This is a genomic window from Bacillus sp. FSL K6-2971, from assembly GCF_038006405.1.
Lineage (GTDB): Bacteria > Bacillota > Bacilli > Bacillales > Bacillaceae > Bacillus > Bacillus pumilus.
The window spans coordinates 3,415,040-3,427,284 of record NZ_JBBOVD010000001.1 but is presented as its reverse complement, the minus strand read 5'-3'; the positions used below and the strand labels follow the sequence as shown (position 1 = coordinate 3,427,284).

The following is a 12,245-nucleotide window of genomic DNA, read 5'->3' as shown; positions in this document are numbered from 1 at the left end:
AAAGGAGAGAAATAACGATGCCATACATTGTTGACGTATATGCACGCGAAGTATTAGACTCTCGCGGTAATCCAACAGTTGAAGTAGAAGTTTACACAGAATCTGGCGGCTTTGGCCGTGCACTAGTACCAAGTGGTGCTTCTACTGGTGAATATGAAGCAGTAGAACTACGTGACGGAGACAAAGACCGTTACCTTGGAAAAGGTGTTCTGACAGCTGTAAACAACGTAAACGAAATCATTGCACCAGAGCTTTTAGGCTTTGATGTCACTGAACAAGTAGCAATTGACAAAATGTTAATCGAACTTGACGGAACAGAAAACAAAGGGAAATTAGGCGCAAACGCAATCCTTGGCGTATCTATCGCTGTAGCACGTGCGGCTGCTGATTTCTTACAAATTCCACTTTACCAATACCTTGGTGGATTCAACTCCAAAACGCTTCCAGTGCCAATGATGAACATCGTCAACGGCGGAGAGCATGCGGATAACAACGTAGACATTCAAGAATTCATGATTATGCCTGTAGGTGCACCGAACTTCCGTGAAGCACTTCGCATGGGCGCACAAATCTTCCATAGCCTGAAATCTGTATTAAGTGCAAAAGGCTTAAACACAGCTGTAGGTGACGAAGGTGGATTCGCTCCAAACCTTGGTTCTAACGAAGAAGCACTTCAAACAATCGTTGAAGCGATTGAAAAAGCTGGTTTCAAACCAGGTGAAGAAGTGAAACTTGCAATGGATGCTGCATCTTCTGAGTTCTACAACAAAGAAGACGGTAAATATCATTTATCAGGTGAAGGTGTTGTGAAAACATCTGCTGAAATGGTTGACTGGTATGAAGATATGGTATCGAAATACCCAATCATCTCGATCGAAGACGGCCTTGATGAAAACGACTGGGAAGGTCACAAACTATTAACTGAGCGCCTTGGCAGCAAGGTTCAGCTAGTAGGAGATGACTTGTTTGTTACAAACACGAAGAAGCTTTCTGAAGGAATCAAAAACGGCGTTGGTAACTCAATCCTAATCAAAGTAAACCAAATCGGTACATTAACTGAAACATTTGATGCAATCGAAATGGCAAAACGTGCAGGATACACAGCTGTTATCTCTCACCGCTCTGGTGAAACAGAAGACAGCACAATTGCAGACATCGCTGTTGCAACAAACGCTGGACAAATCAAAACAGGTGCTCCGTCTCGTACGGACCGTGTGGCGAAATACAACCAATTACTTCGCATCGAAGATCAATTGGCTGAAACAGCACAATATCACGGCATTGCAACATTCTATAACTTGAATAAATAATGCCAGCAACGCGCTGCGTTCCGCTCTTATATCAGAGTGGGCGCAGCGTTTTTTTGTGTTGAATGAGATCCCGCAGCTGTTTCAATAGTCACATCCTATTTTTGTAAAAAATCGTCCTTCAGTCAGAGGGAAAGCGCGCAACTCCACCATTTATAAGCAATAGATCATGAAAAATCGACTAAAAATATGATCTGAAATGAACTTATGTTTTCTGTATGTGGGATGGTATCATTTTACATATATTAGGGGGTGATGAGATGCTGAATCCTTTTAGCCTTCGTTTTCCAGTAGGTGTGTATATGTATATCCTTCAGCTACTGGCGGCATATGATGAAAGGAAGCAACGAATTCTAACTTCTAAGAATGTACAGAAAAACGCATTTTGGATTTATGTCCTTGCCGCTATATTGGGCATTATTTCACTTGGAGCATTGATTTGGGCATGTAAGACCTTTGGAAAGGGCTCCAAATTTTTAGGAGAGTTCAAATTATTAGGCATGTACGTTAAAATCCAATGCGGTTTCTAACAGGGATGAGAACAGATGCAAGGTCATCTGTTCCATCTGAAACAAACGGAGGGATATGATGCTGTCACTACAATTACAAGAAAAAACGTATAGCCGCACCTTCTCTCTCCGTAATATTCAAATGAACGTGGAGAAAGGCCAGACGATGCTTCTTTTAGGGCATAATGGTGCAGGAAAGACAACGATGATTCAAGCTATGTTTGGGCTGACGCCATTTACTGGATACGTTTCCTTACATGGTGAACAGCTGAACCTTCAATCCTCAGCTCATATTTCCCTTTTGAAAAAACATGTTTCCTATATTTCTGACGATCATGCGTTGTTCGATTATTTAACACCGAGGGAATACTTTCAATTACTTCAGCTGCCAAATGAGAAAGATGTCACACGAGAAGAGACATTCACCGATTTGTTTGAGCTGAGTCCGTATATGGATCAGCCAATCGCTCAGCTGTCCCATGGCAATCAAAAAAAAACACAGATCATTTCGCAGCTTCTCAGACCATGTGATTATTATGTGTTCGACGAGCCAACGAACGGACTTGATCCAGATATGATGATCATCTTAAAAAATGTGCTCATGAAGCTGAGAGATCAAGGCGCTGGCATCCTGATTTCAACTCATCATTTGAGCTTTGGTGATACATTATATGATCATCTCATGATCTTAAGAAATGGTGACGTGAAGCTGAATATGTCCCGCCAAGAAACGAATGAGACATTTCCTCATCAGGCACTTGAAGAGATTTATAAAGAAGTAAATCGAGATTACTATATGCAGGTGGAGAGGTTACTCAATGATTTGGACACGACACGTTCTTCATAAAATCGAATGGGGCATGCTGACAACGAAAGGAAAGCAGCTTGGAAAAAAGTATCCTTTGCAGCTTCTCGCAGCTGCCGTTTTTTTCTTGCTCATCTATGCAATATACGTTGTCATCAGCCTGCGCTTTTACATGCAGGCAGGTGAAAGTGAGCCAGCTGCGCTATACCTCCAATTTGTCAAAATGTCGCTCTTACTATTAGGAGCAGGGATTGTGTTATCCCGCAATAAACTGAAGCGCCAAGAATATCAATTCTACTTTTTGAACAGTGCGATACAAAGTGTACCCTTTGTCCTTTGTGCGTATTTCTTTCCAGTGCTTTTTTGCTTCCTCATGGCTGGATTACTTTTTTTACCGATTGTATTAGGTCTTTTGATCACGGGTGTCACCCCATCTCTGTATTGGATCATCGTTGTTTGCATCACATGCGGCATATTGGCACTTTATACGCTCTCTTCATGGATGCTAATGCGGATCGGTGTAAGTCATTTCGTATCAAAAACAAAGGAGCATTTACTGCTACAAACAATCGGCTTTGCGGCACTTCAAGTACTCATATTTCTTCTTTTTCAAAAAGCAGTGGAGATGATCCATGTATGGCCGGCTGTCTATCTGACGTTGCTGGTGATTCTTCTAAGCGCTGGCTGGCTGTGGGTGAAGGGCTTAGCAGCTTGCTATGTTCATCAAATGTTTTTGCAGCTGAAAACAGAGATAAAGTCGTTCTCTTACCAGAAAATCAGGACGTATTCTTCCTTTCTGACGCACCTGCGGCAGGAAATGGTCTATTTCATTCGATCAGCTGTTTTTAAAGAACAAAGCATTTTGTTCCTCTTTCTCGTTTGTTTGACGATTGGGCTGCCATTTGTTTTTACGCCGGAAGAAACTGGATGGCTGTATGCCTTTATTGTGCAGTTTGCGTTAAAGGAAATATTGATCATGCTTCCACTGATGATTGGTAGAGAATATCATCTCAATCAACGGGCCATCTTTATGTTAAATACATCAAAGGGCGCGTATATATTGTCAAGAATTTTATTTTATTACACAATCAATTTACTCATTTATTTTGTGTATATTGGCCTTGCTTATTTGGTGATCGGTATTGAAAGTGAAGGTCATGGCTTGGCGAGTTTGTCTATTTTATTCATGACCGTCATGGCAGCCTGTACGGGGTTTGTCGTGAAAATCAGTGATTTTAATAAACTGTTTGTCATCGTGATGATGATTGCTGTATTCAGCTTCATCGATATGCTTTTATTAGAGTGGCTGTCAGCTAATATGTTTCTTCTTGCCACCGCTTATCTGCTTGGTTCACTTGCTTTTTTCAGTTGTATATATGCAGTGATGTTAAAAAGGCCGATATTGCGATGATGGGGCTTGTCATTAGTTTACTAGCGGTTGTGCTCATTCATGAACTCGGTCATATGCTGATGGTCATGGTGTGCAACAAAATTGAAAAAAGACCGCTCTTTGATTTTGTGGTCACGATTGATTGGAAGCATGTGGCGATCGTCCATGAGACATTTTCCCGGCCGAGCTTTAATCTGATGGTGGCACTTGCGGGTCCGCTGTTTCCGGTGCTCTGCTCGATTGTGCTTTTTTTAATGTGGAAGCATCCGGTGAGTCATCAGCTGCTGTTTTTTTCTTTACTGAACACTGTGATGCTGCATCCAGCTTGCCCAGACGGGAAAAATATCACAGCCAGTTTAAAAGAGATGAAGGAGAGAAAGAGATGATCAAAGTATTTCATTCGTTTTCTAGCGGCTTAACACTTGCGATGCTGTATATATTTTCTGTGTTTATGACCCCTGTCTTTTTACTGCTGCTAGAGGTCAATCATATTGAATCAAGTCCAACGCTGTTTGGCATGCCATTTTATAATATGAAAATTGAAGAGTATCAATTCAGCTCTGAGGCGACGCTTTTTGGATGCGTTGTCTGCTTTTTAGCTGGCGCTGGGCTTTATTTTTTCATTCAATATGTGATTCATGCTATGAAGAAGCGAAGAGCATAAAAAAAGCAGGCTGAACAAATAGTCAGTCTGCTTGAAATGTGAGAGACAGCCGTACCATATCCATACACTGAATCCCGTTTTCATAAATTGGTTCATCATAATGCTTAAGGAAGAAATCGCGATCGATCGACGTTAGGCGGAAGCCGCATTTTTGATAAAGTGCGAGCTGCTGAATACTCGAGTTGCCTGTGCCGATTTCAATCGTATGAAAACCAGTGGCTTTCGCTTCAGCGATCGCATGGCGGATCAGCTGCTTCCCAATTCCCCTTCCTTGCCATGACTCCTTCACAGCAACATTCATGATTTCCACTGAATGCTGAGAGAGCGATGATAGCACATAGACACCAATCACTTCCTGTTCATGAAAGGCGGCATAACAAGAGCCGGATTGCACATAAGCGAGAACCTTTTCCTTTGAAGGATCAGCTAATAGTAAAAGATCCATAGGGAGAGATTGATCATGAGATAATGGCCGAATCTGTATCACATTTTTTCATCCTTTCTATTCTTTAATATACCCTTGTTTCACGCCCCAATCATATTGGTCCTGTACCCACTGAGAGGGAGGATGATGAGTGACATTCGGGTCTTTTTTGACAGTTGGTTTCCTTGTAGATTGAGTGGTCTGCTTATTTGCTTGAGCAGTGGCTTTTGCTGCCGTCAGCTCTTTTTGAAGCTGGTCGACTTTTATCTCAAGCGCTTTACGCTGTTTGACCTCTTTTTCATAGGCTTTCTTTTCTTTTTTGAGCTTTTTTGTGACGGTGGCTATTTGCTTTTTTTGTTCATCGTTTTTATGCTTCATATCTGTTTGATCTGATGTTAACTGCGAGAGCTTCAGATCGCTCGTTTTGCTTTCTTGCTGGTGTGTTTTCTCTGCTTTTTCGATGGTCTGCTGCTGCCAAACAATCCAGCCACCTAAGGCAATAACTGCTACAGAAAGAAGAATGATCGTCATTGTTTTCTTCATGTGTGAACCCCTTTCTTTAAACCACTATTATCATCGGTTAAAGATATACAGGTTTTAACATCACAAGGGCATATTCACATCAGAATGGCAGACACTATGCAAAAAGGAGGGTGTCTGTTGATTTCCTTTATGATTCATGTTGTCGTCTCATTATTTGCTGTATCAAACCCCATAGGAAACGTACCTCTTTTCATCACCTTAACAGAGGGCTATACAGAAAAAGAGCGCTCCCAGACAGCCAAAAAAGCCACCGTGGTCTCTTTTATTATTTTGATTGCCTTTCTATTGGCAGGCAGGCTCATTTTCAAATTGTTTGGGATCGATATTCATGCACTCCGCATCGCTGGTGGTATTTTTATTTTTGGTATCGCTTACAATTTACTGAATGCAAAAGAATCACACGTCCAAAATCCTCATTCGGAGGAAAAGGCAGAAAGCAAAGAGAAGTCAGATATCTCCGTTACGCCGCTCGCCATTCCGATCATCGCTGGTCCCGGTACAATCGCTACAGTGATGAGTTTAACCCCGGGAAGTCAAGGGATGCTCCACATGTTTTCGATTCTAATCGGCATTGTCATCGTTCTTGCCATGACGTATTATGCCTTTCATTATTCAAGTTTTATTATGCGAAAAATGGGGAAAACAGAGATGAATGTCGTGACACGTTTGATGGGATTAATTCTGGCTATAGTGGCAGTTGAAATGATCGGCGCAGGCTTAAAAGGGATGTTTCCGATGTTTATGTCATAAGTGTATATAAAAAAGCTGTTTTTTTCTACAATGATGTAAAATAAAACAGCTTTTTTTAAGGTTTCGGCACATGCTTAAATACTTCTTCACTTTCAAAGAACTCAATTAAGCGGCTAATCCAATCATAGTAATCAAGACTTTCCTTGATTTCTGAAAGAAGCAGATTGATTTTATCCTCTGTTTCTTCTGGTAAATCTTCCTGTTCAAGCAGCTCTTGCAATTCCTTGCACGTTTTCTTATGTGCTTTACGGTTTTTACTGACAACACGTGTCCAATTGGCTGCAAACAATGAAATAAACGTTTGGTATTGATCTTGCTCAACATCATAAAGATCTTTACGTATTCCTTTTTCATAAACCTTTTCCGCAATATTTAAATCAAGCATTTCTCGAACGACTTGACTCATCCTCGTTTTGCTCATGCCGGTCGCCTCTGATAGCTCTTCCAGCGTCATTGGTTTACGGTTCATGTGAATGATACCAAGCACTCTACCCACTGTAGAAGAAAGACCAAAGGCATTCATGTTCTCTGCAGCTTTTTCAATATAATGATCCTGTGCTTTTTGAATGGCGCCTAGCGCTTGCTTGTCCACTCCCCGCTTCATCCCTTCACGACTGACAATTTGTAACACAATATATCATATACCTGTTTGTTGATGAAAACAATAAATATTGAGTAATTGCTAGTAATTTGGAGGAAAAAGGAGAGATATCTAGATATTACGGCGTTAACTGAAAATTTTATATAAATGTTATGCAATACAAACACATTATAAACTTTTTATTTTATAAAGTTTGCACTATAATGAATAAGGTGTAAATTTTCTGAATATATAGATCCAACTAATTGGAGGTGTCTCATTTGCTGAAACTAGAGAATGTATCTAAGACGTATAAAGGTGGAAAAAAAGCTGTCAAAAATATTGATTTAGACATAGCAAAAGGAGAATTTATTTGTTTTATTGGACCGAGTGGCTGTGGTAAGACCACAACCATGAAGATGATCAACCGACTCATCGAACCTTCCTCAGGAAACATTTTTATCGAGGGAGAAAATATTATGAAAAAAGATCCAGTTCAATTAAGAAGAAAAATCGGTTATGTGATTCAGCAAATTGGACTGTTCCCCCATATGACCATCGCGCAAAACATCTCACTTGTGCCGAAGCTCTTAAAATGGCCGGAAGAAAAACGGAAGGAACGAGCACGCGAACTGCTGAAGCTCGTCGACATGGGCCCAGAATTTTTAGAGCGCTATCCTCATGAACTCAGTGGAGGACAGCAGCAGCGCATCGGAGTTCTTCGCGCACTGGCAGCAGAACCCCCTCTGATCCTCATGGACGAACCATTTGGTGCACTTGATCCAATTACACGAGATACATTGCAGGAAGAATTTAAGAAACTGCAAAAAACGTTAAATAAAACCATCGTATTCGTCACACATGACATGGATGAAGCGATTAAACTGGCTGACCGAATTGTGATTTTAAAAGATGGAGAGATTGTCCAAGTAGGCACACCTGAAGATATTTTGCGTAACCCAGCCAACGAGTTCGTAGAAGAATTCATCGGAAAAGAACGCCTGCTTCAATCAAATCCGAATATGGAACGTGTAGAACAAATGATGAACACGTCACCAGTCACCATTACAGTCGAACAAACGTTGACTGATGCCATCTACATCATGAGAGAAAAGCGGGTCGATTCCTTGCTTGTAGTAGACGAACATGATGTGTTAAAAGGCTATATCGATATTGAAACAATTGATGCGAACCGCAGAAAAGCGGCTTTCGTTGGTGAGATCCTAAATACAGAGTTCTATACTGTACAAGAAGGCGCACTTCTCAGAGACACCGTTCGGAAAATCTTAATACGCGGTATTAAATATGTACCGGTTGTCGATGCCAAAGGGCATTTAAAAGGCATTGTGACACGGGCAAGTCTTGTAGATGTTGTGTACGACTCCATTTGGGGAGACGATACGCCAGCGTCTGCCATTGAAATGAACTAAGGGAGGTGGACACATGGATCAAATCATCGATTTTCTAGAGAAAAATGGTGGGGAACTCCTCACAAAAATGTGGGAGCATTTATATATTTCCTTAATCGCTGTCGTGCTAGGAATTATCGTTGCCGTTCCTTTAGGCGTCGTTCTCACGCGAATGAAACGAGGCGCAGGCTTTGTCATCGGTGTCGTGAATATCTTTCAAACACTCCCTAGTTTAGCGATTCTTGCATTTTTTATTCCTATTTTGGGGGTTGGGAAAATACCTGCAATCGTTGCTCTCTTTTTCTATTCGGTATTGCCTATTTTGAGAAATACGTATGCCGGCGTCCAAGGTGTGAACAAAAATCTGCTTGAATCCGGTAAAGGGATCGGCATGACGACATGGGAGCAAATTCGTCTTGTGGAACTTCCGCTTGCTGTACCGATCATTATGGCAGGTGTCCGAACGTCAACGATTTATTTAATTGGTTGGACAACACTTGCTGCTTTTATCGGTGGAGGCGGTCTTGGTGACTACATTTTGATTGGACTTCAGCTATACCAGCCGGAATACATTATTGCAGGTGCCATCCCAGTCACTATTTTAGCGGTTATCATTGACTTTACATTGATGAAGCTGGAGAAAAAAGTAACACCAGAAGGCTTAAAAGGATTGAAGGAAGTTTCATAAGGAGTTGGCTTATGTGAAAAATCGAAAAACAAAATGGATCAGTGCACTGCTTGCCGGATGCTTGCTATTGATAAGCGGCTGTTCACTTCCTGGACTAGCCGGCTCCTCAGGCAATACGCTGCGGGTGGGAGCACAAAACTTTACCGAATCAGAAATAATGGCCTATATGGTTAGCGAAATCATCGAACATTACACAGATAAAAAGACAACGATTGTGAAAAACTTAGGCTCCAATACCGTACAGCAGAAAGCAATGGAAAACGGTGATATCGACATTTCGGCGACAAGATATACAGGGACAGATTTGACAAGTACGCTTGGAATGGATGCGGAAAAAGACCCGGAGCGTGCAATGGAAATCGTCCAAAAAGAATTTAAGAAACGCTATGATTACAAATGGTTTGATTCCTATGGCTTTGATAATACGTATGCCTTTGCCGTGACGCAAAAGATGGCGAAGGAAAACAAGTTAGAAACGGTCTCTGACTTGAAAAAGAATGCGAAGAATTACCGGTTGGGTGTCGATAATATATGGCTCAAAAAGAAAGGCGACGGGTATGAAGGATTCGTGAAAACATACGGAATTGAATTTGGAAGCACGTATCCAATGCAGATTGGTTTAGTCTACGATGCATTAAAAAATGAAAAAATGGATATTGTGCTTGCCTATTCAACAGATGGACGAATCAAAGCCTATAACCTCAAAATCTTAAAAGATGATAAGCGGTTTTTCCCGCCATATGATGCATCGCCCGTTGTCCCGGAAAAAGTTTTAAAAGAGAACCCAGGGCTTGATAAGGTGATCAACAGACTGATCGGAAAAATTGATACAGAACAAATGCAAGAGTTGAACTATCAAGTCGACGGAGAGCTTCAAGAACCAGCCACCGTTGCGAAGAATTTCCTGGAAAAGCACAATTACTTTGAGTAAGATGGGGAGGTGTCACGGCTGATGGACACACTGCAGCAATTATGGACGTATTATCAGCAGAACGGTTCATATGTGTTAGAAGAATTTTATCGGCATTTTCTCATGTCAGCGTATGGGGTGCTGTTTGCGGCGATAGTCGGAATTCCAGTAGGCATCTTTGTGGCGCATTACCGTAAGCTGAGCAATTGGATCTTCGCCATTACCAACGTCATTCAAACCATACCGGCGTTAGCGATGCTTTCCGTGTTGATGCTCGTGTTAGGACTTGGCGCAAATACAGTCATCTTATCACTCTTTCTGTATTCGCTTCTGCCGATCATCCGCAACACGTATACAGGAATTGTCAGCATTGAACATGCTTATTTAGAAGCGGGTAAAGCGATGGGCATGACGAAATGGCAAGTGCTGAGAATGGTTGAATTACCGCTTGCTTTATCAGTTATTATGGCTGGTTTAAGAACTGCACTGGTCATCGCCATCGGCATTACAGCGATTGGGACATTTGTTGGTGCAGGAGGTCTAGGTGATATCATCATCAGAGGATCAAACGCCACAAACGGAACAGCCATCATTTTAGCAGGCGCTATTCCAACTGCACTCATGGCTATTATCGCTGACCTAGTCATGGGCTGGCTTGAACGCTATTTAAGCCCAACGAACAAGAAAAAAGAAAGAAAAGCATTAGCTGAAAAAAACATGACATCTGCTTAAGCGGTTGAAAAGACAAAACCTCCCTTACATCTGTAAGGGAGGTTGTTTTATAATGATCAGGCAGTTCACATGCGGTTATTTTATGATTCGAGCGTGATCCATTCAGTAGACCACTTCGAAATTTCCTCAAAAACGGGTGCAAGGGAACGCCCCATATCAGTTAAAGAATACTCAATACGCACGGGTGTTTCAGCAAAAACCTCCCGTTTTACAATGCCTGCTGCTTCCAGCTCTTTTAATCTCTCAGATAATACTCTTCCGCTTAAATTTGTCAGAGCGGCCTCAATTTCACTAAAGCGCTGCGGACTTGAGAGAAGCTGAAAAACAATCAGTGCAACCCAGCGTTTACTCAATAACTCAACTGCTTTTTCAAACCGCGGGCATATGTCAGATTGATTCATCTTTCTTCACTCCAATCTGAACTCATTATACCGTAAATTTGTCATAAATCAGCTCTAAAAGCTTGTCAATGATCAAAACATTCTATGATGACGAACGGCTGTTTAATATAAATAACAGATAGCGGTTAAGATCTTTTATTTCTTTTTTCGAAAGAGTTGACCAAATGTCTCCATCAAATAGCTCGAGATCACCAAGTTCATATTGCGTTGCGGCTTCCTTTATTTTGGATAATGCAATTTCCTCTTCCTTCAGCTGATGGACAGAAGAGGCTTCCTCAATATAGCCCGCAGCCTGCATCATTTCCTCATAAGGGACCTTTAATGCACCGGCTAGTTTTTTTATCGTAGGAGGCTTCGGAATGCCGCGTTTCCCATTTTCAATACGAGAAATACCAGCAGCACTGACCTCTGAATACATCGCTAATTGGTTCACTGACAGCTTCTTTTCCTCACGTAATGCTCTTAAGTATGCACCAAAGTTCATCAAGGCAAAACCTCACATGGTTATAGATTAGATATGTCTATTTTACTTGATTTGTTGACTATTGGCAACAAGTATACCATGAAAATATTGACATTAGTTAATAGTGAATGTATCTTAGGGTTATGCCCCGCTATTTGTTCGTCTTTTTTTGGTTGATGAGCGTGAGAAAGTATTCATTCAGCTGGCTGATGTCTTGTGCGGATAGCCTTTCCCATAGGTCTCCGTCAAAAATGGGAAGATGTTCTACATCCTTTTGAAGCGCCGTTTGATAGATTTTCAACACGGATTCATATTTTGGTTTCATTTCATGAACTTGTTCCTGTTCAATATGACCGGCAAGCAGCATTAAATCCTCATAAGGCACCTTCAAGGCGTGTGCTAATTTTTTTATGGTTAAAGGCTTCGGCACACCACGCTTTCCATTTTCAATACGAGAAATACCAGCAGCGCTTACACCTGAATACATGGCGAGTTGATTGACAGACATTTTTCTATTTTCTCTTAAAATGCGTAATTGTTCACCAAAGTGATTCATGACATCGAACCTCACATTTCAGTATATGACTTATTTTAGTATGATCATTGACCAAAGGAAATAGCAGAGGGGTAAAAGTGTTGACTTAAGTTAATGGATCTGTTTCATGTGAGC

17 protein-coding genes are annotated in these 12,245 nt (G+C 41.3%); 11 read left to right on the top strand and 6 right to left on the bottom strand.

The window, feature by feature from the left end; translation table 11 throughout:
• Positions 1 to 17 precede the first annotated feature (17 nt).
• The 6 genes from eno to MHI33_RS18355 all read left to right on the top strand — a co-directional run bounded on the left by eno (position 18) and on the right by MHI33_RS18355 (position 4,675).
• Entirely contained in the window at positions 18 to 1,310 is a 1,293-nt protein-coding gene (gene eno / locus MHI33_RS18380) for a phosphopyruvate hydratase (RefSeq protein ID WP_003212752.1), read from the top strand.
• A 257-nt stretch (positions 1,311 to 1,567) separates the two neighbouring features.
• Positions 1,568 to 1,837, top strand: a complete 270-nt coding sequence (locus tag MHI33_RS18375) for a hypothetical protein (protein WP_044138975.1) — start codon at positions 1,568 to 1,570, stop codon at positions 1,835 to 1,837.
• Between the two features lie 58 nt (positions 1,838 to 1,895).
• Entirely contained in the window at positions 1,896 to 2,663 is a 768-nt protein-coding gene (locus MHI33_RS18370) for an ATP-binding cassette domain-containing protein (protein WP_185107835.1), read from the top strand.
• Positions 2,635 to 4,032: a hypothetical protein gene (locus MHI33_RS18365; protein ID WP_340913008.1), complete on the top strand. Its 1,398-nt coding sequence runs from the start codon at positions 2,635 to 2,637 to the stop codon at positions 4,030 to 4,032. The genes MHI33_RS18370 and MHI33_RS18365 overlap by 29 nt, the downstream gene beginning before the upstream one ends.
• Positions 4,029 to 4,397, top strand: coding sequence for a hypothetical protein (locus MHI33_RS18360; RefSeq protein ID WP_340913004.1), 369 nt, complete (start codon positions 4,029 to 4,031; stop codon positions 4,395 to 4,397). The genes MHI33_RS18365 and MHI33_RS18360 overlap by 4 nt, the downstream gene beginning before the upstream one ends.
• Positions 4,394 to 4,675, top strand: coding sequence for a hypothetical protein (locus tag MHI33_RS18355; protein WP_340913002.1), 282 nt, complete (start codon positions 4,394 to 4,396; stop codon positions 4,673 to 4,675). The genes MHI33_RS18360 and MHI33_RS18355 overlap by 4 nt, the downstream gene beginning before the upstream one ends.
• A 22-nt stretch (positions 4,676 to 4,697) precedes the next feature.
• On the opposite strand, the gene MHI33_RS18350 is transcribed toward MHI33_RS18355, so the two are convergent.
• Both MHI33_RS18350 and MHI33_RS18345 read right to left on the bottom strand, forming a co-directional pair.
• On the bottom strand, positions 4,698 to 5,162 hold the full coding sequence (locus MHI33_RS18350; RefSeq protein WP_050944183.1) for a GNAT family N-acetyltransferase: 465 nt from the start codon (positions 5,160 to 5,162) through the stop codon (positions 4,698 to 4,700).
• Between the two features lie 15 nt (positions 5,163 to 5,177).
• Positions 5,178 to 5,642, bottom strand: a complete 465-nt coding sequence (locus tag MHI33_RS18345) for a hypothetical protein (RefSeq protein WP_268484135.1) — start codon at positions 5,640 to 5,642, stop codon at positions 5,178 to 5,180.
• Positions 5,643 to 5,759: 117 nt separating this feature from the next.
• Here MHI33_RS18345 and MHI33_RS18340 point away from each other — a divergent pair, with 117 nt between their 5' ends.
• Complete coding sequence (locus tag MHI33_RS18340) at positions 5,760 to 6,392, top strand: MarC family protein (RefSeq protein ID WP_340912996.1); 633 nt, start codon at positions 5,760 to 5,762, stop codon at positions 6,390 to 6,392.
• A 55-nt stretch (positions 6,393 to 6,447) separates the two neighbouring features.
• Here the strand turns inward: MHI33_RS18340 and MHI33_RS18335 are convergent, their stop codons facing one another.
• Entirely contained in the window at positions 6,448 to 6,984 is a 537-nt protein-coding gene (locus tag MHI33_RS18335; RefSeq protein WP_012011291.1) for a GbsR/MarR family transcriptional regulator, read from the bottom strand.
• Positions 6,985 to 7,253: 269 nt separating this feature from the next.
• Between MHI33_RS18335 and MHI33_RS18330 the strand changes: the two genes are divergently transcribed.
• The 4 genes from MHI33_RS18330 to MHI33_RS18315 are packed head-to-tail and all read left to right on the top strand — an operon-like array spanning position 7,254 to position 10,711.
• The gene (locus MHI33_RS18330) at positions 7,254 to 8,402 is read left to right on the top strand and encodes a betaine/proline/choline family ABC transporter ATP-binding protein (protein WP_282061676.1); all 1,149 of its coding nucleotides are present in this window, start codon (positions 7,254 to 7,256) and stop codon (positions 8,400 to 8,402) included.
• Between the two features lie 13 nt (positions 8,403 to 8,415).
• The gene (locus MHI33_RS18325; protein WP_003213477.1) at positions 8,416 to 9,069 is read left to right on the top strand and encodes an ABC transporter permease; all 654 of its coding nucleotides are present in this window, start codon (positions 8,416 to 8,418) and stop codon (positions 9,067 to 9,069) included.
• A 13-nt stretch (positions 9,070 to 9,082) separates the two neighbouring features.
• Positions 9,083 to 10,000, top strand: coding sequence for an osmoprotectant ABC transporter substrate-binding protein (locus MHI33_RS18320; RefSeq protein ID WP_340912987.1), 918 nt, complete (start codon positions 9,083 to 9,085; stop codon positions 9,998 to 10,000).
• Between the two features lie 21 nt (positions 10,001 to 10,021).
• Positions 10,022 to 10,711: an ABC transporter permease gene (locus tag MHI33_RS18315; RefSeq protein ID WP_065098005.1), complete on the top strand. Its 690-nt coding sequence runs from the start codon at positions 10,022 to 10,024 to the stop codon at positions 10,709 to 10,711.
• A gap of 80 nt (positions 10,712 to 10,791) precedes the next feature.
• Here MHI33_RS18315 and MHI33_RS18310 read toward each other — a convergent pair whose 3' ends face one another.
• The 3 genes from MHI33_RS18310 to MHI33_RS18300 all read right to left on the bottom strand — a co-directional run bounded on the left by MHI33_RS18310 (position 10,792) and on the right by MHI33_RS18300 (position 12,131).
• A complete protein-coding gene (locus tag MHI33_RS18310; RefSeq protein ID WP_044138965.1) occupies positions 10,792 to 11,112 on the bottom strand; it encodes a winged helix-turn-helix transcriptional regulator in 321 nt (106 codons plus the stop codon).
• Positions 11,113 to 11,194: 82 nt separating this feature from the next.
• Complete coding sequence (locus tag MHI33_RS18305; RefSeq protein WP_340913869.1) at positions 11,195 to 11,596, bottom strand: helix-turn-helix domain-containing protein; 402 nt, start codon at positions 11,594 to 11,596, stop codon at positions 11,195 to 11,197.
• Positions 11,597 to 11,726: 130 nt separating this feature from the next.
• Entirely contained in the window at positions 11,727 to 12,131 is a 405-nt protein-coding gene (locus MHI33_RS18300) for a helix-turn-helix domain-containing protein (RefSeq protein ID WP_044138963.1), read from the bottom strand.
• Between the last annotated feature and the right edge of the window lie 114 nt (positions 12,132 to 12,245).

Coding starts and splice junctions, on each gene's coding strand:
- eno (WP_003212752.1), top strand. CDS start 18: ATGCCATACATTGTTGACGTATATGCACGCGAAGTATTAGACTCTCGC.
- MHI33_RS18375 (WP_044138975.1), top strand. CDS start 1,568: ATGCTGAATCCTTTTAGCCTTCGTTTTCCAGTAGGTGTGTATATGTAT.
- MHI33_RS18370 (WP_185107835.1), top strand. CDS start 1,896: ATGCTGTCACTACAATTACAAGAAAAAACGTATAGCCGCACCTTCTCT.
- MHI33_RS18365 (WP_340913008.1), top strand. CDS start 2,635: ATGATTTGGACACGACACGTTCTTCATAAAATCGAATGGGGCATGCTG.
- MHI33_RS18360 (WP_340913004.1), top strand. CDS start 4,029: ATGATGGGGCTTGTCATTAGTTTACTAGCGGTTGTGCTCATTCATGAA.
- MHI33_RS18355 (WP_340913002.1), top strand. CDS start 4,394: ATGATCAAAGTATTTCATTCGTTTTCTAGCGGCTTAACACTTGCGATG.
- MHI33_RS18345 (WP_268484135.1), bottom strand. CDS start 5,642: ATGAAGAAAACAATGACGATCATTCTTCTTTCTGTAGCAGTTATTGCC.
- MHI33_RS18325 (WP_003213477.1), top strand. CDS start 8,416: ATGGATCAAATCATCGATTTTCTAGAGAAAAATGGTGGGGAACTCCTC.
- MHI33_RS18315 (WP_065098005.1), top strand. CDS start 10,022: ATGGACACACTGCAGCAATTATGGACGTATTATCAGCAGAACGGTTCA.
- MHI33_RS18310 (WP_044138965.1), bottom strand. CDS start 11,112: ATGAATCAATCTGACATATGCCCGCGGTTTGAAAAAGCAGTTGAGTTA.
- MHI33_RS18305 (WP_340913869.1), bottom strand. CDS start 11,596: ATGAACTTTGGTGCATACTTAAGAGCATTACGTGAGGAAAAGAAGCTG.
- MHI33_RS18300 (WP_044138963.1), bottom strand. CDS start 12,131: ATGAATCACTTTGGTGAACAATTACGCATTTTAAGAGAAAATAGAAAA.